This window comes from Enterococcus saccharolyticus subsp. saccharolyticus (genome assembly GCF_029023825.1).
Lineage (GTDB): Bacteria > Bacillota > Bacilli > Lactobacillales > Enterococcaceae > Enterococcus_F > Enterococcus_F saccharolyticus.
Genome location: NZ_CP118957.1, coordinates 1,915,734 through 1,936,310 on the forward strand (window position 1 = coordinate 1,915,734; position 20,577 = coordinate 1,936,310).

The 20,577-nt window shown below is 37.2% G+C and carries 20 protein-coding genes; 7 read left to right on the forward strand and 13 right to left on the reverse strand.

Going from position 1 to position 20,577, the window contains the following annotated elements:
* Positions 1–21: 21 nt before the first annotated feature.
* Positions 22–567 (forward strand): phosphopantothenoylcysteine decarboxylase, encoded by a 546-nt coding sequence (coaC, locus tag PYW32_RS09850; RefSeq protein ID WP_016174465.1) that lies wholly within the window; start codon positions 22–24, stop codon positions 565–567.
* A gap of 14 nt (positions 568–581) precedes the next feature.
* Complete coding sequence (locus PYW32_RS09855) at positions 582–1,223, forward strand: ECF transporter S component (protein WP_016174464.1); 642 nt, start codon at positions 582–584, stop codon at positions 1,221–1,223.
* A 71-nt stretch (positions 1,224–1,294) separates the two neighbouring features.
* On the opposite strand, the gene murB is transcribed toward PYW32_RS09855, so the two are convergent.
* Together murB and PYW32_RS09865 are read right to left on the reverse strand one after the other, a co-directional pair.
* Entirely contained in the window at positions 1,295–2,197 is a 903-nt protein-coding gene (gene murB / locus PYW32_RS09860; protein ID WP_016174463.1) for a UDP-N-acetylmuramate dehydrogenase, read from the reverse strand.
* 62 nt (positions 2,198–2,259) lie between these two features.
* The gene (locus PYW32_RS09865) at positions 2,260–3,174 is read right to left on the reverse strand and encodes a Gfo/Idh/MocA family protein (RefSeq protein WP_016174462.1); all 915 of its coding nucleotides are present in this window, start codon (positions 3,172–3,174) and stop codon (positions 2,260–2,262) included.
* A gap of 149 nt (positions 3,175–3,323) precedes the next feature.
* Between PYW32_RS09865 and PYW32_RS09870 the strand changes: the two genes are divergently transcribed.
* The gene (locus tag PYW32_RS09870; protein WP_016174461.1) at positions 3,324–3,857 is read left to right on the forward strand and encodes a 3'-5' exonuclease; all 534 of its coding nucleotides are present in this window, start codon (positions 3,324–3,326) and stop codon (positions 3,855–3,857) included.
* 45 nt (positions 3,858–3,902) lie between these two features.
* Here PYW32_RS09870 and PYW32_RS09875 read toward each other — a convergent pair whose 3' ends face one another.
* From PYW32_RS09875 to PYW32_RS09890, 4 genes are all read right to left on the reverse strand, one after another.
* On the reverse strand, positions 3,903–4,424 hold the full coding sequence (locus PYW32_RS09875) for a GNAT family N-acetyltransferase (protein WP_016174460.1): 522 nt from the start codon (positions 4,422–4,424) through the stop codon (positions 3,903–3,905).
* Complete coding sequence (tsaE, locus tag PYW32_RS09880; protein WP_016174459.1) at positions 4,417–4,887, reverse strand: tRNA (adenosine(37)-N6)-threonylcarbamoyltransferase complex ATPase subunit type 1 TsaE; 471 nt, start codon at positions 4,885–4,887, stop codon at positions 4,417–4,419. Before tsaE ends, PYW32_RS09875 begins: the two co-directional genes overlap by 8 nt.
* 103 nt (positions 4,888–4,990) lie before the next feature.
* Positions 4,991–5,971 (reverse strand): phosphate acetyltransferase, encoded by a 981-nt coding sequence (gene pta, locus PYW32_RS09885; RefSeq protein ID WP_016174458.1) that lies wholly within the window; start codon positions 5,969–5,971, stop codon positions 4,991–4,993.
* A gap of 153 nt (positions 5,972–6,124) precedes the next feature.
* On the reverse strand, positions 6,125–6,805 hold the full coding sequence (locus PYW32_RS09890; RefSeq protein ID WP_016174457.1) for a uracil-DNA glycosylase: 681 nt from the start codon (positions 6,803–6,805) through the stop codon (positions 6,125–6,127).
* Positions 6,806–6,945: 140 nt separating this feature from the next.
* On the opposite strand from PYW32_RS09890, the gene PYW32_RS09895 reads away from it, so the two are divergent.
* Both PYW32_RS09895 and PYW32_RS09900 read left to right on the forward strand, forming a co-directional pair.
* Entirely contained in the window at positions 6,946–7,815 is an 870-nt protein-coding gene (locus PYW32_RS09895; protein WP_016174456.1) for a Cof-type HAD-IIB family hydrolase, read from the forward strand.
* A 41-nt stretch (positions 7,816–7,856) separates the two neighbouring features.
* The gene (locus tag PYW32_RS09900; protein ID WP_016174455.1) at positions 7,857–8,375 is read left to right on the forward strand and encodes an LURP-one-related/scramblase family protein; all 519 of its coding nucleotides are present in this window, start codon (positions 7,857–7,859) and stop codon (positions 8,373–8,375) included.
* A gap of 33 nt (positions 8,376–8,408) precedes the next feature.
* On the opposite strand, the gene PYW32_RS09905 is transcribed toward PYW32_RS09900, so the two are convergent.
* A complete protein-coding gene (locus tag PYW32_RS09905; RefSeq protein WP_016174454.1) occupies positions 8,409–8,972 on the reverse strand; it encodes a GNAT family N-acetyltransferase in 564 nt (187 codons plus the stop codon).
* Positions 8,973–9,062: 90 nt separating this feature from the next.
* Here PYW32_RS09905 and nrdI point away from each other — a divergent pair, with 90 nt between their 5' ends.
* Positions 9,063–9,518: a class Ib ribonucleoside-diphosphate reductase assembly flavoprotein NrdI gene (gene nrdI / locus PYW32_RS09910; protein WP_016174453.1), complete on the forward strand. Its 456-nt coding sequence runs from the start codon at positions 9,063–9,065 to the stop codon at positions 9,516–9,518.
* Positions 9,519–9,552: 34 nt separating this feature from the next.
* Positions 9,553–10,383 (forward strand): LysR family transcriptional regulator, encoded by an 831-nt coding sequence (locus PYW32_RS09915; protein ID WP_016174452.1) that lies wholly within the window; start codon positions 9,553–9,555, stop codon positions 10,381–10,383.
* 207 nt (positions 10,384–10,590) lie between these two features.
* Here the strand turns inward: PYW32_RS09915 and PYW32_RS09920 are convergent, their stop codons facing one another.
* The 6 genes from PYW32_RS09920 to groL form a co-directional block, all read right to left on the reverse strand.
* On the reverse strand, positions 10,591–12,390 hold the full coding sequence (locus PYW32_RS09920; RefSeq protein WP_016174451.1) for an LTA synthase family protein: 1,800 nt from the start codon (positions 12,388–12,390) through the stop codon (positions 10,591–10,593).
* A gap of 185 nt (positions 12,391–12,575) precedes the next feature.
* Positions 12,576–13,400 carry an NAD(+) synthase gene (gene nadE, locus PYW32_RS09925; RefSeq protein ID WP_016174450.1) on the reverse strand — a complete coding sequence of 275 codons (825 nt, stop codon included), beginning with the start codon at positions 13,398–13,400 and terminating at the stop codon, positions 12,576–12,578.
* Positions 13,397–14,881 (reverse strand): nicotinate phosphoribosyltransferase, encoded by a 1,485-nt coding sequence (locus PYW32_RS09930; RefSeq protein ID WP_016174449.1) that lies wholly within the window; start codon positions 14,879–14,881, stop codon positions 13,397–13,399. The genes nadE and PYW32_RS09930 overlap by 4 nt, the downstream gene beginning before the upstream one ends.
* A 113-nt stretch (positions 14,882–14,994) precedes the next feature.
* Positions 14,995–15,852, reverse strand: a complete 858-nt coding sequence (locus tag PYW32_RS09935; RefSeq protein WP_016174448.1) for an HAD-IIB family hydrolase — start codon at positions 15,850–15,852, stop codon at positions 14,995–14,997.
* Positions 15,849–18,416, reverse strand: a complete 2,568-nt coding sequence (locus tag PYW32_RS09940) for a sensor domain-containing diguanylate cyclase/phosphohydrolase (RefSeq protein WP_016174447.1) — start codon at positions 18,414–18,416, stop codon at positions 15,849–15,851. Before PYW32_RS09940 ends, PYW32_RS09935 begins: the two co-directional genes overlap by 4 nt.
* Before the next feature lie 523 nt (positions 18,417–18,939).
* On the reverse strand, positions 18,940–20,565 hold the full coding sequence (groL, locus tag PYW32_RS09945; RefSeq protein WP_016174446.1) for a chaperonin GroEL: 1,626 nt from the start codon (positions 20,563–20,565) through the stop codon (positions 18,940–18,942).
* Between the last annotated feature and the right edge of the window lie 12 nt (positions 20,566–20,577).

Below are 20,577 nucleotides of genomic sequence, written 5' to 3' on the forward strand. Positions count from 1 at the left end.
AATGATGAAGGAGAGCTGACAATGAAAAAACGCATTTTACTCGGCGTAACTGGCAGTATTTCTGCTTATAAATCCGCTGATTTAACGAATGAATTAACAAAATTAGGCTATGAAGTGGATGTGATGATGACGAAAAGTAGTCAAGCATTCATCACTCCTTTGACCTTGCAATCCTTATCAAAGCGCCCTATTCACACCGATGTCATGGAAGAAATTGCTCCTGATAAAATTAATCATATTGAATTAGCCAAACAAGCTGATTTATTTATCGTTGCTCCTGCAAGTGCCAATATGATTGGCAAACTGGCACATGGACTTGCGGATAATTTAGTTTCAACTGTTGCCTTAGCACTACCTTTTGATGTACCCAAACTCGTTGCTCCAGCGATGAATACAAATATGTATTTGAACCCTTTAATGCAAAAAAATCTTGCTATTTTGAAAGAAGTTGGGTATAAAGAAATAACACCTCGCCAATCTTTATTAGCATGTGGAGATTTTGGTACAGGTGCGTTAGCAACAGTTGAAACCATTGTCGCACAAATAACGGCGACCTTGGAAGCATAAAGGAGGGTTTCTATATGAAACAAAATGAAAAAACGTTCCAACTAGTTTTAACGGCGTCTTTCTTAGCCATTTTGATTCTTTTAGCTAGTGTACCGTTTTTGGGCTTTATTCCACTGGGCGTCATTAATGCGACGACGTTACACATTCCAGTCATTATTGCCTCAATTATTTTAGGTCCTAAACGGGGAGCATTTTTAGGTGCTTGTTTTGGTTTAATAAGCATGATTCGTGCAACGATTATCGTTTCACCATTGTCGTTTGTTTTCTCCCCATTCATTACACCAATCGGAGAAATGGGCATGGGAAGCTGGAAAGCTGCTTTAATCGCATTTATTCCACGTATTTTAATCGGTGTGGTGCCGTATTTTGTCTATAAATGGTGTAAAAAAGCCTTTAAAGACCGTGGCAATGCCATTAGCTTGTTCATTGCAGGTGTTTCTGGTGGTTTGACCAATACGATTTTAGTGATGAATATGATTTATTTCTTATTCCAAAAAGATTATGCTGAAAAAATTGGTGAAGCTGGGAATGCTGTGTATGGGGCAATTATTTCGGTCATTTTCGCTCAAGGAGTTCCCGAATCAATCGTTGCTGGTATTGCAACAGCCGCCGTTTCAGCCGTGTTGTTAAAATTAACCAACCAACGTACGATTTAAAGTTACATTTATTCATAAAAAATATCCGAACGAGAGATGGTATTAGCGCTTCTCGTTCGGATATTTTTACTTTATTGTTCTTCACCAATAATGCGTACTTCTGGTTCTAAGGTTACATCAAATTTTTCTTTAATAACAGCTTGGATATGCGCAATTAATTCCACATAATCGGTTGCTGTCGCCTGATTAATATTCACAATGAATCCGGCATGCTTCTCAGAAATTTGAGCGCCGCCCCATACCAGACCTTGAATCCCTGCATCTTGAATCAATTTCCCAGTAAAATGTCCTTCTGGTCGTTTAAATACACTACCACATGAAGGGTATTCTAAAGGTTGTTTAGATTCTCTTAAATACGTCAATTCTTCCATTTGTTTTTTAATCGAAAGTGGTTCGCCATTTTCTAACGTAAAACGCGCAGTTAAGACGATCCCTTCCATCTCTTGAATGATACTATGACGGTAACGAAAATGCATGTCTTCTCTGGTTAACGTACGAATCGATCCATCTGGAAACAAGACATCACATGACGTAAAGACATCATTGATTTCGCCACCATAGGCCCCCGCATTCATAAACACGGCACCACCGATGCTGCCAGGAATTCCACAAGCAAATTCCAAACCAGTTAAAGACGCATCTAACGCCGCATAACTTGTATCAATTAAACGGGCTCCTGCTTCAACTTCAATCAACTGATCGTTTACTTGAATTTGATTCATTTCTAATAACATAATCACGACACCACGGATACCACCGTCACGTACGATTAAATTACTCGCATTTCCTAAGACTAACCACGGGATGTCTTCTTGACGACAATAATTAACTAATGCTTCAACTTCTTCTCTGTTTTTTGGAAAAGCTAAAATATCTGCTGGTCCACCTGTTTGTGTAAATGTATAATTCATTAATGGCTCATCTTTTAACAATGCTATTTCAGGGAATTGATTAATAATTTCTTCCTTTTTCACTGACAAACGCTCCTTCTTCTCAACGTCTTGTCCATTTTAACACGTTCTTCACAAACTGACTACTAGTTGGACTGTTCTTCATGTTGTTTTAACATTTTTGCACATAATTCATGACTGATGACGATGTTTTCTTGGCGTAATTTTGTTGTGGTTTGTGTTTGGATTGCTTCTAAAAACGAAGTAACCATCTGCTCAAATCCACGTTTTTTAAGCGTTACTTCCCAATCATCAAATGTTTGTGTCGTCTGTTGCGTTTCATTAAAAGTCTGTAACGTCACTAAATTATCCACAACGGCAGTTCCTTGTGATGAAGTTACTTGATACTGTTCTCGGCTAGCGCCACTTTTTAAATCCATCGATAACATCGCAGTGGTATTTTCGGTTTCTAGTTGTAGAAAAGCTGTTTCCATTCCTGCGGGTGTATCTCGAATACGACTATTCATCGTTAGAATAGGCTCATCTAACAAATAAACCGCCGTGTCAACTAGATGTAAGAAGACATCAAAAATTTCAAAGGTTGTTGGTTGAATGGAATGCACCATATTTTTTTGTAAAAAGATGGTCCGTTTATCAGGCATGTTCTTTAATTGTTCAACCATTGGCGCAAATCGACGATTGAACCCCACCATCAGAATTTTATGTCGTTTTTTGGCTAATGCTTGTAATTCCTTCACTTCATCCGTATTTTCGCTTAATGGTTTATCAACAAACACATGCACGTCATTTTCTAAACATTCTTTCACTAAATCATAATGACTATGCGTTGCAGTGTGAATAAAGCAAGCGTCAATTTTCTCTGCCAATAATTCTTGCACATTCGCTTTCATGTAACGTAATTGATATTTTTCTTGTAATTGTTGTTGTACTTCGGGATTGCGTGTCGCAAAATAGAAGGTTGCTTGATCTTGTAATTTCACATAGGTTGGTAAATATGCTTTTTGAGCAATACCACCTAAACCGATAACGCCTATTTTCATCGAATCGCTCCTTTATAATTGTTCTTACTTTTATCTTACACTTTTTTTGTTTAGAATACAGTAAGGAAAAACAAATTGGGCAGATTCTTAGAAACAATTTTTTGCCCTATAGAAGCTTCCCCCGTTACTTTACATAAGAGGTGAAAAAAATGAACTTTATCGCAATGGACTTTGAAACAGCTAATGCAAAACGACACAGCGCTTGTTCCTTAGCCCTAGTCATGGTTCGTAACAGTCAAATTGTTGGCGAATACTATACGTTAATTCAACCTGAAACAGAATTTTTCTGGCGCAACATTCAAATTCATGGCATCCACCCCAAAGATGTCGTCAATGCCCCAAAATTTCCAGAAGTTTGGCAACAAATCGAACAATATTATCAAGAAAATAGCTTGATTGTTGCTCATAATGCTGGTTTTGATACCGGTGTCTTAACAGGTTGTCTGGATTATTATGGTTTGAATCAACCACATTATTTATCGCTATGTACCGTCAAAACCAGTCGTCAACTCTATCCAGAAGTGCCAAATCATAAGTTAAACACGATGTGCGATTTGTTAGAAATCCCCTTAAACAATCATCATGACGCCTTAGAAGATAGTCGCGCTTGTGCTAATATCTTATTACACCAAGAGAAAATGTTTGGCGTAGAACCATTGAAAAAACTAGTGACAATGAAATAAAAAAGTTCCTCCACATGGAAAATTGCGGAGGAACTTTTTTCGTCTTCAATCAATCATTACACTCATCAACAACACATCCAAAAATCGACCATCATTGCCGACTGCGCCACGTGCCATTGTCGCTTCTACTTGAAAATCAAATTTTTCATATAAATGAATGGCACGTTTATTTTGCGCTTGAACAGTTAGTTCCAAGCGCCGAATACCCGCCGAATCATGTGCCCAAGCAATGACTTCTTCTAGCAACACAGAACCTAAACCAAAGCCCCAATAATCTTTCAAAATAGAAATACCTACTTCGCCAATATGAGCAATTCGCTTTTCATCGCTGGCACGAACAGATGCCGTCCCAATTAATTGCGCGCCATTATAAGCAAGCAATAACAAGTTGTTCTCACTGTCATCAATCGCCTCAATATGATGCGCTAACGAGGCTGGCGTTAAATTGAGCCCTTCATCCATGACCAAAAATTCGGTTTCTTGACTGACTTGTTTCATGACAGCTAAAATATTTTCAGCATCTATAGCTTGAGCTTCGCGAATAATTAAATCAATGGCTTCACTCATAGTTTGTCCACTGTTCAAGGATACGTTGCTTAAATTGCTCTCCTTGTTTGCCAAAGGGGGTCAAAGTTACCACACGTCTGTGGTCAACTTGTGGGTCTTTTTCTAGAACTAGTTCTAAATAGTCCACAGGTAACGCCTCTGCTAAAAGATTGCCCCATTCAATGACCGATAAGCCATCACCTTCAAAATACTCATCTAAGCCTAAATCTCCAGCGCCATGTTCCACACGATACACATCCATATGGTATAACGGTAACCGACCTTGTTCGTATTCACGGATGATCGTATAAGTTGGACTTTTAATCATTTGGTCAATTCCCAATCCTTTGGCAATGCCTTTCGTTAAAGTCGTTTTACCAGCACCTAAATCTCCAGTTAAAACTAAATTGTCACTCGGTTGAGCAACTTCGCCAATAATTTGAGCAAGTGTTGCTGTTTGTTCGACATTTTCCAAAACAATCATATAGCTCTTCTCCATTTCCTTTAAATTCTCGATTAGTATAGCTTTTTTTTACTGAAATAGCAAAAAGAGCCATCGTCGAAACGATGGCTCTTCAAAATGACAATTAAGACATTAATGATTGTGCTGCAGTAATGATTGATAATTTGTAAACATCTTCCTCGTTACATCCACGAGATAAGTCAGAAACTGGTTTGTTTAAGCCTTGTAAGATTGGTCCAATTGCTTCAAAGTTACCAAAACGTTGTGCAATCTTGTAACCAATGTTACCTGATTGTAAATCTGGGAATACAAAGACAGATGCTTTACCAGCAACATCTGATTCAGGTGCTTTTAGTTGTGCCACAGATTGAATATATGCTGCGTCAAATTGTAATTCACCATCAATCGCTAATTCAGGTGCTAATTCTTTGGCAATTTTCGTTGCTTCAATTGTTGCATCTGCTTGAGGTGCTTTCGCTGAACCTTTTGTAGAGAAACTTAACATCGCAACACGTGGTTGGATATCAAACATTTCTGCAGTATGTGCAGAAGCAATTGCGATTTCAGCTAACTCTTGTGGTGATGGTGCTACGTTAATCGCACAGTCAGAGAAGATATATTTTTCTTGTTCATTCCCACGCATCATCAAGAATGCACCACTTGTACGACTAATTCCAGGTTTTGTTTTGATGATTTGTAAAGCAGGACGGACAGTATCCCCTGTTGAATGAATCGCACCAGATACTAAACCATCTGTAATGCCCATGTAAGTAAGCATTGTACCAAAGTAGTTTTCATCTTTTAATAATTCTTCTGCTTGTTCTCTTGTTACTTTACCATTACGGCGTTCTACAAACGCATCTACGATTTGATCCCAACGACCACAGTTATCTGGATCATAAATGGTCATGTTCGTAATGTTGATTCCACGAGTTGCTGCAGCTTTCTCAATTTCATGTTGTTTCCCGATTAAAACTGGTTCAATTAATTCTTCCCCTTTTAAACGCGCAACGGCACCTAAAATACGTGTATCAGAAGCTTCAGGGAAAGCGATACGGATACCACGACGAACGATTTTAAATTTTAAACTGTCAAATAATTCCATGGATAATAACCTCCAGATTTTTTATACATTCTCATCATACACCATCTATAAAAAAAAGAACAGTTTTTTTCACTGTATTATACAGTAAAAAGATTATCTAATTGACCTTTATCAACCAATTTCATAGTCTGCTACAATTTTATCAGACCTCTGTTATACTCTTTCGGGAAGTTGCCAATTAATCGGCGTTTCTCCTAAAGCCATTAGAGCGTCATTTGTCTTTGAAAACGGCTTCGAACCAAAAAAACCACGATGCGCAGATAGTGGGCTTGGATGAACCGAACGAATAATAATGTGTTTATGTGTATCAATCATTGACATCTTCTGTTGCGCTGGTTTGCCCCATAAAATAAAAACAATCGGTTGTTCGCGTTCATTTAATTTTTGGATAATCGCATCTGTTAATTGCTCCCAACCTTTACCACGATGTGAATACGCTTGACCTTCACGAACGGTTAACACCGTGTTTAACAACAATACTCCTTGCTCTGCCCAAGAAGTCAGATACCCATGAGTCACAGGCGCAATTCCCAAGTCATCTGCTAACTCTTTATAAATATTTTTCAAAGAAGGTGGAATTTTAACACTTGGTTGCACTGAAAAAGATAAACCATGCGCTTGATTGGCCCCATGATACGGATCTTGTCCTAAAATGACCACTTTCACTTTTTCATACGGCGTTTTTTCTAATGCTTCAAAAATATGATACATATCGGGAAAAATACGCTGTGTGCTATACTCCTGTTTTAAAAATTCACGTAATTCTAAATAATACGGTTTTTGAAATTCTGCTTGCAAAATATCTTGCCAACTATTATGAATAATTGTTTTCATGTCCGTTCCTCCTCATTTCTTTTAGAATAGCGTAATCTGTTTGAAACGACAAGTCTCGAAAACTCTGATTGTCTTCAAGAAAATTTCTATTTTTTGTGGTAAACTAAAAGGGAATTAAAGGAGAAGAAAGGGTTGCTTATATGATTAAATTAATTGCCTCAGATATGGATGGTACATTATTAGACGCAGAAATGCGGATTTCCCAAGAAAATATAGAAGCGATTCAATACGCACAATCAAAAGGCATTGAATTTATGGTCGCAACAGGACGCAATCGTTTTGAAGCATTGCCTGCTTTAGAAGAAGCTGGTGTTGACTGTGCAATGATTACTTTGAATGGCGCACAAGTCTTTGACCAAGAAGGAAATGAAGTCTTTAGTGCACCGATTGATTTACAAACTACGCAAGCTGTGCTAGACATTTTAGATGAACATCAAATTTACTATGAAGTATCAACAAATAAAGGTACTTATTCGGAAAGTAAAGAACAACGAATTGAAAATTTTGCAGCACATATTGCGGAAACCATGCCCCACCTAACACATAAAATGGCGATTGCTATGACAGTCGCTCGTTTGGAATTTTTACCAATTCATTTTATCGATAATATTCGTGAGCTGATTATGCAAGAGGATATTACGGTCTTAAAAATTATTTGCTTCCATAAAGAAGGCGCGCTTTACTTAGGTCCAGCGGCGAAAAAAATAAATGTCTATGATGAGTTGATTATCACTTCATCTAGCGAAAATAATATTGAAATCAACCATCGTGCTGCTCAAAAAGGTATTGCAGTTGGTCACGTCGCATTGAATCGCAACATTGATATGCAAGATGTCATGACTATTGGCGACAACTTAAATGATGTTAGTATGATTCAAGCAGCTGGAGTTAGCTTTGCTATGGGGAATGCCCTACCAGAATTAAAAGAATATGCAAAATATGTAACCGAAACGAATGTTCAATCCGGGGTTGGTAAAGCCATCGTCCGTGCAATTGATGAAGAACTGTAACCGATAGCGCATCGACCGAATCAAAACGGAGGTGAGAGGTCGTGTCTGAATTTTTTATTCAAGAACAATTGAGTGCCGTGACAAGAACTGTCATTAAGGATGAAGCGGGCCACTCTCTGTATTTACTCGTCGGTCGTTGGGGAACTAAAGGAGATGCCTTATCGCTTTATCGCATGAACGGCACTTTAGTCGCTAGTATCAAACAAGTCAGTTTTACATTTGGTAAACGTTTTGAAATCTATGAGAATTTCCAAAAAGTTGGTACCATGCAGAAAATTTTTAATTGGCCTGGTGATTTTTATTACGTCAAACAACTGCATTGGCAAGTCCATGGGGATATTTACAACCATCACTATCAAATTCATCATTTCAAAAAAGAAATTATGCGCATGTATAAAGCAAGTTTACTTACCGGTGATTTCTATGTGTTGAATGTGGTTGATGACCAAAATGCGCCCAAATGTATTTGTATCGCTGCTGTCTTAGACTATTGGCTCTACAATCGTAAAGCCAAAGAAGCGTTAGAATACCAATTTAAATTTGCGGATACCTTTGATTGAAAAAAGCATGCAGACGTGTTCTGCATGTTTTTTTTAATCAATTGTCTTTTGCATATGATTGTATCGATGACCACTAAGCATTTGTTCGCCGACTACGCAAAATCCTTTGCGTTCATATAACCGTTGCGCATTGGGATTGGCTTGATCCACACATAAACCAATCACTGATTTTTCTTCTCTTTTTGCAATTCGATCTAACGCATCGAGTAATTCTGAACCAATTCCTTGTCCACGAAAGGCTTCATCCACACAAATGGTATCTAAATACCATTCATTTGGAAAAGTTTCTGGGTCAATAAATAAAGGACGATCTGTCATCCCCATCTCTGTTAATACACGGGTTAAGGCATTATCAACAATTGGTTCTTCTTCGTCAGGATAACCAAACGCAATACCGGCAATTTTCCCATCAACCTCTTTGACTAATCCTCGTTTATACCCGTAACGATACGTAGGGTCTTTCACTGCTTCCGTCAAAATTTCAATTGTTTTTGCTTCGCCCACCTCTTGGACAAATGGTAGTTCCATGTCCTTTAAAATAACAAGAACTAACTTCGCAATTGAAATTCCATCTTCTGATGTTGCAAATCGAATCATTTCTCTTCCCTTCTTTCCTTCCATCTAAATAGGTTTTAGTCTGCTGAATTTCTTATTTTTTGTTATACTGTTTGATAGGAGGCGTACACTATGAATATCCTATATATCTCAATTTCAGGTAATACACGATCCTTTGTCACACGGATGCACGCATTATCTGAGCAAAAACACGCAGAAAATACTGATTTTCCTATTATACAATCAAAAGAAATTCACGACAACAGTTTAGAAGCAGCGATGACTGAACCGTTTTTTGCGATTGTCCCTACTTACTTAGAAGGAGGCAACGGTGTCGATAATGGCGACCAAGAAATTTTGACAGAAACATTACGTGAATATATCGCTTTTGAAAATAACGCGAACTACTGTCTAGGTGTCATTGGTAGTGGCAATAAAAACTTTGGACATCAATACTGCTTAACTGCTAAACAATATAGCGAACAATTTGATGTGCCTTTACTCGCAGATTTTGAACTTCGTGGCAACAACTCGGAGATTGAGACAATTTACGAGCAATTAGTTGCAGAATGGAAAAAAGCACAGTAAACAACATGGATGAGAATTAAAATGAGGTGATTGTTTGTTTCAAGTATTAAGAACGTTTCTATCGGTATATGAGACACATAATTTTACACGAACTGCAGATAGTCTTTTTTTGTCACAACCGACAGTTTCTGCACAAATCAAAAAATTAGAAGACCATTTAAACGTTTCACTATTCATTCGTAATGGAAAACAAGAAATTATTCCCACGAAAGAAGCAGATTTTTTATACCCAAGAATTCTAAAAATTATTGAAGAATGGGAAGATGCCATGCATCACGTCAATACGCAAAAAAATTTCCGTGAGAAATGTATTTTTGCCAGTTCGCAAACCTGCGGAGCTTATCTGATTCCAAAATTGGTTCCTATCTTGGTCAAAGAATTTCCGATGATTGATTTTAGTTTTCCCATTATGTCTAGTGAGAAAATCATTCATGATTTAGAAAAATCAAAAGTAGATTTTGGACTGATTGAAACACCTGAACGCAGCGCTCAGATTGATCGTTTCCTGATTGCGGAAGACGAATTGGTATTAGCGGGAGATTTATCTTCTAATTATTGGCTCTTACCTGAATCCGGGTCACCTTTAGGAGAAATCAATGAGAATTATTTAAAAATCCGTAACTTAGTGCCTCACCTTATCCGAACAAATAATCATGAAATGACATTATCTTTGCTAAAAAATGGCGTAGGTAAAACTATTATTTCTAAATTAGCACTTGATTCTTCCATCCCTTGGCGCTCTTTAGATATGGGCAATCAACGCAGCCTTTATTTTGTAACTAGGCAAAAAGTTGTTTCGGAAGAATTAGCAGCTGTTTCCACATTTATCCAAGTACAGATAAAAAAAGCCAATAACCAAGAATAGACCGCACATCATTTTCTGCGCGTACTAAAAAGAAGCCTTCTTTTTTGAGATGGCTTCTTTTTTATCCACATATTTACTCTAGGAATGTTTCATAATTTTCACGTTTCACAGAAAATTTACAATTGAATTAGTGAACAAATCGTTTATTAGCCACACTTGTTCCGCTTTCACATTTTTTACGTCTTTTTTCTTCGTGAAACAAAATCGCTATTCAAAAAACTTTTTGTCCACGCTGTACTGTTCACCTTGAACAATATCATATTGAATCAAACGATATTCCTCATAGATTTCTTGCGTTTGTTTATCTAAAGATAATTCTGACTGCCATTGCCCATTTTGAAGATACATTCCCTTTTCAAATGCGGGTAGTTTATTTTCCAATGCTAATAGCATCTCATAAAATGGCGTTAACTGTAAGTTACTTCGTTCAAATAAATTGGGCGCAAAATAAAAAGGACTGGTCACTTGATCAGGGTCAAATGCCCATTTATTTTGGGAATCCCACATCAAAAATTCCGTTTCATGCAGAGCAATTTGCTCGTTTTCTGCTTGAATTTCATCCGAATAAATCCCTGGTAAATGATCCCCCCAAAAAACAATTAATGTGCGTCGAGGTAATTGTTCGACACGATGAATAAAATCACTCAACGCTTGACTACTATACGCAATATCTTGTAAATAATTCCCAATACTATTCATATTGCCCTCGCCTTGCGCTGGATAATGCAACGTTTTATATTTGCCCCCATAAGGCATATGTGTCTGCATTGTCACTAAATGCACAAATTGCGGATTTTCAGTATCTGCTAAAATATCCATGATTTCATCATAAGCTGCTTTATCCGATATATAAGGATTTTTTTCCATTTTATCGGTATGTGTCATCGTATCTTGATCCAAAAATTTTTGAAAGCCTAAGATATCATAGACATCTTTACGCTTATACATAGAAGTATCATACGGATGAATGGCTGTTGTCTCGTACCCTCGTTGAGCTGTCAACGAAACGAGTGACGGTAACTGCTCCATTTTTGGCACTAATAACGTGTAGGGTGTTGTCATTTGCGGATTGAACAATTCCATTGAAAAACTAGTCAATGCTTCAAATTCAATATTCGCTGTACCACCGCCATAGTTTTGGGATAACATTTTACCACTGTAGGTCTGTTTGGCTTTTGCATAATATTCTTTTAACGGCTCACCAGTAATTTCCAAGCCGTTTAAATGACTTGGATCAGAAAAACTTTCACTCATAATATAAATAATATTCGGCGCTTCGGTGTCTTCTTTTTTAGTCGGTTGGTATTTCTCAGTAATTTCCGTAATTGTTTTTTTAGAATAATTCTCTGGCTTTTCCATCGCTTCAACACGCAAATTAAATAAAAACCCACCCATAAAACCGGTATTATAGTAATTCATTTGCTGTGAATATGGAATCCATAACGCGGTACGGTTGTATGCTTTGCGCAATATATTTGCTTCATCGTTAAAGTGACTGACATACACCAAACCTAAAAAACTAATCGCTAACACAGACAATCGTACGATTTGTCTTTTTTTAGGTAAATAAAAACTACGATACAATTGCCAACCAAAAATTCCTAATGCACCAATCACAATTAAAATGGCGACCACAAACGGTCCCGTACCAATCATTTCTTTTAATAAATCAAATTGGGTAACCATTTTTAAATCATCTGGATAAATGGGTTCTTGTCGATACAACATTTTTAAATATGTTGCATAACCAATCAGCAAAACAAACACACTATAAAATGTCGTTCCAGCAATCCATGAACCTGCCAAACTAATTAAAAACAAATAAAAAATTCCCAGCACAAGACTACCTAAAAGAAACTTTTCTGTATGCCAAGAAAAAGCGAATTTCAGTGCTAAATCAGTCGATAGATTATTTTGACACCATTGCAAATAGAGATTACTCAAAAGAATCCCTACAATACTCAAGACTGCTGCAATACTATATTTAACTTTAGCATTTATGTTCAATACACACCCTCCTTTATTCGTGTTTTATTTTAAGCTTCTTTTGTAAACTTGTAAATAAAAGAATAAGGGCTGTGACATAAGTAAAAACAAGCTAAAAATATCCGAACACAATAGAATGGACATCATCAATCTTCTATTGTTCGGATATTTTACTGTTCAACGACTTATGTCACAGCCCTTGATGGTTATTTCCAAAAATCATCAAACACGGTAATTGGCAAGTGACGTTTATGTTCCCCTTTACGCCACCAATTTTCTAATGTTGCTTGTGCTTCTGGAGAAATTTGTTTTCCTTCTAAATAATCATCAATAGCATCGTAGGTAATTCCAAGAGCGACTTCATCGGCAATCAATGGTTTCCCGTCTTCTAAATCAGCTGTTGGTGTTTTTGAATACAATTCTTCTGGTGCACCTAGTTCCGCTAATAATTGACGCCCTTGACGTTTATTCAAACGGAAAAGAGGCAAGATATCTGCGCCACCGTCGCCAAATTTTGTAAAGAAAGCTGTGACATTTTCCGCAGCGTGATCGGTTCCTAAAACAGCCCCCGAAAATTCTCCAGCAATCGCATATTGCGTAATCATCCGTTGACGTGCTTTGATATTCCCTTTGTTAAAATCAGAAACGGTTACTCCAACTGCTTCCAAAGAGGCCACTTGTGCATCAACAGCTGGTTTGATATTCACTGCTAATTGACTATCTGGATTAATGAATGCCAATGCTTTTTTCGCATCTTCTTCATCCGCTTGTTCGCCATAAGGTAAACGTACTGCGATAAAATGATAGTCTGAATCATTGGTTTCTTGACGCATTTCTTCCATTGTTAATTGCGCCAAACGTCCAGCTAAAGTAGAATCTTGTCCACCACTAATTCCTAAAACAAAGGTTTTTAAAAATGGATGTTTCAATAAATAAGCTTTCAAAAAATCAATACTACGACGAATTTCTTCATACGCGTCAATTTCTGGTTTGACCCCTAATTCTTTGATGATTTCTTCTTGTAAACTCATAAATTCGCTCCTCCTTGTTCATTAAATGCTTGAACTTGTTTACGAACTTTCTCCATAATCGCCATTTTGTGGTTCCAACATTCTTGTGATAAATCAACAGGATACGGTTGTGGATTTAAGTCACGTTTGTATTCATCCCACAATGCATCTAAACATTGATGAGAGTAAGCTTTAATGTGTTCTAAATCAGGTAAATCGTAAATTAATTGACCGTCGATAAAAATATCGTGTAATAGCGGACGCGCTTCAAAGTCTGTGACCGTTTTATTAATATACGTATGAACCGGATGGAACATAAAGATACTGTCTTGTTCTGTCGGTTGTTCATTCCATAATGTAACGTAGTCACCTTCTGATTTGCCGTCTACTTTACGCGTAATACGCCAAACTTGTTTTTTCCCTGGAGTCGAAACTTTTTCCGCATTACTTGATAGTTTAATCGTATCTTCTAGTACACCTTCATCGTTTTCAATAGCGACTAATTTATAGACTGCGCCTAAAGCTGGTTGATCGTAAGCGGTGATTAATTTTGTCCCCACACCCCAGACATCAATTTTAGCTTTTTGCATTTTTAAACTTAAAATCGTACTTTCATCTAAATCATTCGATGCGTATACTTTGGCTTCTGTAAATCCTGCTTCATCTAACTGTTCGCGAACTTTTTTAGAAATATAGGCCATATCCCCACTATCAATCCGAACACCTAAGAAATTGATTTTATCTCCCATCTCTTTAGCAACCCGAATCGCATTTGGCACACCTGATTTCAAGGTATCGTAGGTATCGACTAAAAAGACACAATCTTTATGGGTTTTGGCGTATGCCATAAATGCATCATAATCATTGCCATACGATTGAACCAAAGAGTGGGCATGTGTTCCACTCGCTGGAATCCCAAAAATTTTCCCAGCGCGTACATTACTTGTTGCATCTGCACCACCAATAAAGGCCGCACGCGTTCCCCAAATAGCTGCATCCATTTCTTGTGCACGACGAGACCCAAATTCTAATAATGGATCATCACCAATGACTGATTTAATACGAGCAGCTTTTGTTGCAATAAGTGTTTGGAAATTTACCATGTTCAATAAAGCTGTCTCAATTAATTGTGCTTGCGCTAACGGTCCTTCCACTTGAATCAATGGTTCGTTATTAAAGACTAAATCGCCTTCTTTCACAGAACGCACCGTACAACTAAATTTAAATTCTTTTAAATACGCCAAAAATTCTTCGGAATAACCACCAACTTCACGTAAATACGCCAAATCAGTTTCTGTAAATGTTAGATTTTCTAAATATTTTACCAAACGTTCTAATCCCGCAAAAACGGCATATCCATGTTTAAAAGGCATTTCTCTGAAATAACATTCAAAAATCGCGTGCAAGTCAGCACGACCCAATTCCCAATAAGTTTGCATCATATTAATTTGATATAAATCTGTGTGTAACGTCAAACTGTCATCTGTATATGTTTTTTGCATACGCTAGTAACTCCCTTATCAATTTCTATCTCTTATTATAACAAAAAAAATAAAAAATACAGAATGAAGCGCAAAAAAGCGATAGTTTTTTCACTATCGCTCCCATTTCTACCTTATTTTTCGATGATGTGGTCAAAGATATACGTGCCTAGTCCACCCTCAGAACATTCGCCAGCTTGTTCCATGCAGGCAACCTTCACTTCCTGACTGGCATTTGCCATTGCTACTGAAATATCAACTACTTCAAACATTGGCAAATCATTTTCACCGTCACCAAAGCCGTAACTTTTTGCTTTTGGAAAATTTTTCATATACGACAAAATAGCTGCTCCTTTGGTTGCTAAAGGATTCACGACTTCTAATGTCTGTTGATAGGATTCAAAGACATATGCACCTACCATTGCTAATTTGGCACGCAATGCTTCTTTTTGCGTATCGTCTGCTTCCATTAATTCAACTTTAATGATTTTTAGTTCTGGATGTTCTTGAATAAATGTTGGAACACTTAACACATTTTGACATTCTTTGGTGAAATAAGCTTCCTTATAGTCCATCACTTCTAAGCCAATTGCACCTAGTTCTGCTTCAAACTTGACATGCAACGCATCAAAATGTTCTTGGTAACGTGTCGCTGTATTTAAAAAGACACCTTGGTCCGTATGGATAAAATAAAAGGTATTTTCGGCTTCTAAAATTGCTAAAATAGCCAAACACACTTGGTGGTCGAGACAATTGCTCAACTGCGGTTCTTCATTTTCTAACTTAATGCCTGCCCCATTACCAAAGATTACATCACAAGGAAGATTGGTCGTTGTTAATAATTCTTGTGCTAATTCATAGCCTCGTCCTGTGACAAAAACAAAATGATCGCCCTGATCATGGAGTGCTCGAACAGCTGCTAAATTAATGGGGGGTACGGTTTGACCAAAATCTTGAAACGTGCCATCTACATCTGCAAATACAATATTCATTTGTTGTCCCTTTCTTGCTCTTCATCGGTTAATATACTCAGGAAAATGTCGACAACCTTTGGATCAAATTGCGTCCCTGCGTTGACACGAATTTCTTCTAACGCTGCTTCTTTCGATAAAGCTTTACGGTAAACACGATCATTTGTCATCGCATCATACGAATCAGCAACAGCAAGAATACGACAAGCAAGTGGAATGTCACATTTTGATAATTTATGCGGATAACCTTTACCATCCCAACGCTCATGATGCGATAAAATCAAATGAGCAAACGGTGCTAGCTCTGGCGTGGCTTGGGCAATACGATAACCAATTTCAGCATGGCGCTTCATTTCACGCCATTCACTGTCAGTTAATCTTCCTGGTTTGTTTAATACATTCGGATCTACTCCCACTTTACCAATATCATGCAGTAAACACAATAGGTCAAGTTCATTTAACTCATTGGATGTTAGTTTCATTTTTTTCCCAATTGCTTGGCAATAATGGACTAAACGATGTGAATGCTCTTCGGTTTCATTGCTTTTTTCATATAAAGTAGCCAACAAACTATTAATAATGGCGTGACGGTAACTTTTTCCATCAAGTAATTTTTGATGATACATATATTCTTCCGCCTCGTTCATCGCTTCCATAATTGTTTTTTTGGTATCCGTAATTGTCGCAAAGCCTAATGACACACTGGCATTCACGCCGACAATACTCGGTACATTAATGGTCGTTTGATGAATTTTTTCAACCATTTCTTCGGCTTCTTGTAACTGGGTTTTAGGTAAAATGACGACAAATTCATCGCCACCCCAACGAGAAATAATGTGTTGTTCCGTAAATACTTCATTAAAAACTTCCGCAATTTCTTTCAGTAATTCATCGCCTGCTTTGTGGCCAAATACATCATTTGTCAATTTCAAGCCATTAACATCCGCCATAATAACCGTGATTGGAAAATTACTCGGCTGACTAAAGCATGAAAAATGTTTTTCAACATAATGACGATTGTATAATTTCGTAATCGGGTCATGATAGCTTAAAAACTTGATTTGCTGGAGTTGTTCCATTTCTTTTTGGATATCTCGAAACACGATTACGACGCCTTGATACTGACCATGCTGGTCTTTAATCGATGCTTCACTTTTTGCAATCGGCAACCATCGTTTTTCTTTGGTTAAAAGCAACGCCGTATTTTCCAGCGTCACTCGGGATTCTTTATACACAATCGCATGATCTGATAAATCAATTTTCTCCCGTGTTTTTTCATCGTAAATGGTAAAAATATCCGCAAACGATTGCCCTAATACTTCATGACTTTGCCATCCGGTAATTTTTTCAGCCTCATCGTTAAAACTGGTAATATTCCCTTGTTTATCCATCGCAATCACACCATCGCCAATCAACTGTAGCGTAATGCGTAACAACTCTTCCTCATGTATTAATTTTTGACGCAACATCTCTCGATCCGTGACATCATAAGCAATCGCATAAGTGACTCGTTCGCTGCCATCCCAAATCGTACTACAATATACATCTAATAAACGGACTTCACCATTTTTTAAAATTTGTGGAATCGAACTGAGCAAGGTATTGCCATGCCCTTTATTGTTATGTTCTTTATATAGTTCTTCTAAACATAATTGATTAATATCTGAAAGATGTAAGTTCAAAAATTCTTCTTCTGTATACCCATAAAACTCACAAGCAGAAGGATTCACTGACAAAATTTTCTCTGTTTCTACATCAAAAATGATTTTAATTGCCGCATGTTGGTCAAACATTGCGCGTAATCTTTTACTTAACTGACGATTTTCTTTTTTGAATTTATTTACTTCTGAAACATCCTTACTATACGATAAAATATAGGGAATGCCATACGTACTAACAATTGGCGTTAATTCTGTATACAACGTAAATTCACGTTCATTGACTTCATAACTGCGTTCATATTGCACCAAGCGGTTCGTTTGGATAGCTTCATCCAAATAATGTTCTATTTTTTGGCGCAACGCTGATTTAAACACAACTGAAATAGATTTTTCTGCTAAATCATCTAGTCCGGTCAACTGCGTGTATAAGTCATTGTTTTTAACATAACGATAGACGCCTTCTTTAAATTCTAACAAAGCGACTGCATAATTTTTACTTTCAAATAGTGGTTCTACAACACGTAATACTTCCATACGCGCTTCTGCTTCTTTTTGACGAGCAAGTTGTTCATCTGCTGGTCGTAAAAAAAGAACCATCTGATTCTGACCTAGAGGCATTGCGCTAAGTGTTAAGCAACGCTTGGCACTTGCCATAGAATACGTTAACTCCCGCGTCTTCTTGTACTGTATTGCATGATTGCATAAAGACAACCAAATTTTTTCTTCATGAGGAAATTCTTTAAAAAGCGTCGATAGCTTTTCTCCTACCATTTCTTGCTTCCAATCTAAATATGTTGCAAAGATTGTATTCATCTCTTTCAGTCGGAAGTCAATAACACATGCTTCTGAATCAAAAATAAGTTCAATCTGACAACTACCTAATGGATTCATTGCCTGTGCACCTAACATTTTGTCTTTAATCATTCATCTACCACCAGTTTTGTACCATTTCTTCTAGTTTGTTCAATTCTTCCCTATTTTAGCAAGCGTTCTTCAGAAAAGCAATTCTCGTATCATTTTCACAAAATGATTCTTTTTGTTGTTTAATAAAAAAAAATAAAACACGAAATGATGAAATTTCTTGTACTATCATTTAGCAATTTATTGAATAAAGAAAATTCGTTATTTCATTTTGTTATTTTTAGCAAACTATCGGCATTTTTTTGCCATTGATAGCCCAATTTTATTTCTGTTAGCTTATACTTATTTTTCACTAAGAAGTCAATCATCTCATCCAACTACTCATAACGTGGCCCTTGTAAATCAACTAATGGAAGCATGCGTAGCTTCTCTTTTGTCATTGGTATATATAAATAAAAATGTGCAGAAAGTAATAAATCAATTGTTTGCATCGATCAAATAAAAAAGCGACCAACAAAATCACTAATGATTTTGTTGGTCGCTTCATTCCTCTTTACTAAGAAACAATGTTAAGTGTTTCTCGATATTACATCATTCCGCCCATCATTGATGGATCCATTGCTGGTGCTGCCGGTGCAGCTGGTTCTGGTTTGTCAGCAACAACTGCTTCTGTTGTTAATAATAATGCAGCGACAGAAGCGGCATTTTGTAATGCTGAACGAGTTACTTTTGTAGGGTCAACAATTCCTGCTTCTAACATGTTTACCCATTCACCAGTTGCCGCATTGAAACCAATCCCTAATTCTGCATTTTTCAAACGATCAATGATTACTGACCCTTCATATCCTGCATTTTCAGCGATTTGACGTACTGGTTCTTCTAGTGCACGTAAAACGATACGGATACCAGTTGCCACATCACCATCAGCTTCAATAGCAGCTACTTTATTGATTACATTCACTAAAGCAGTACCACCACCAGAAACCATGCCTTCTTCTACAGCGGCACGAGTGGCATTCAAGGCATCTTCAATACGTAATTTCATTTCTTTTAATTCTGTTTCAGTTGGTGCACCGACTTTAATTACGGCAACCCCACCAGCTAATTTCGCTAAGCGTTCTTGTAATTTTTCACGGTCAAAATCAGAAGTTGTTTCAGCAATTTGATTTTTAATCACTTGTACACGTGCTGCAATCGCTTCTTTTGTACCTGCACCTTCAACGATTGTTGTGTTGTCTTTATCAACAACCACTTTGCTTGCTTGACCTAATGTCTCAATCGTTGCATCTTTCAATTCTAAACCTAAATCTTCGGTGATAACAGTACCACCAGTTAAGATAGCAATATCTTCTAACATTGCTTTACGACGATCACCAAATCCTGGTGCTTTCACTGCTACTACGTTAAATGTTCCACGAATTTTGTTCAAGACTAATGTTGGTAATGCTTCTCCATCAACATCATCCGCAATAATTAACAATGGTTTTGATTGTTGTAAAATTTGTTCCAATAAAGGTAAGATATCTTGAATGTTTGAGATTTTTTTATCTGTGATTAAGATGTATGGATTTTCTAATTCTGCTTCCATTTTATCGTTGTTTGTTACCATATATTGTGATAAGTAACCACGATCAAATTGCATACCTTCAACCACATCTAATTCTGTTTCAATTCCCTTTGATTCTTCAATTGTGATTACGCCATCGTTCCCAACTTTTTCCATAGCGTCAGCGATGTAATCACCTACTTGTTCGCTACCTGAAGAAACAGCGGCTACTTGAGCAATTGCTTCTTTCGAGTCTACGATTGAAGAAATATTGTGTAATTCTTCGACTGCAGCTTTAGTTGCTAATTCAATCCCGCGACGAATGCCTAATGGATTGGCACCAGCTGTTACGTTTTTCAAGCCTTCACGAACGATTGCTTGCGTTAAAACAGTTGCTGTTGTTGTACCATCACCAGCAATATCGTTCGTTTTAGAAGCAACTTCAGAAACTAATTTTGCCCCCATATTTTCAAAATGGTCTTCTAATTCGATTTCTTTTGCAATCGTTACCCCATCGTTTGTGATTAATGGTGAACCATAAGATTTTTCTAAAACAACGTTACGACCTTTAGGGCCTAATGTTACTTTTACTGTATCTGCTAATTTATCTACACCACGAAGCATTGCTGCGCGAGCATCTTCTGCGAATTTAATGTCTTTTGCCATGATTCATTTCAC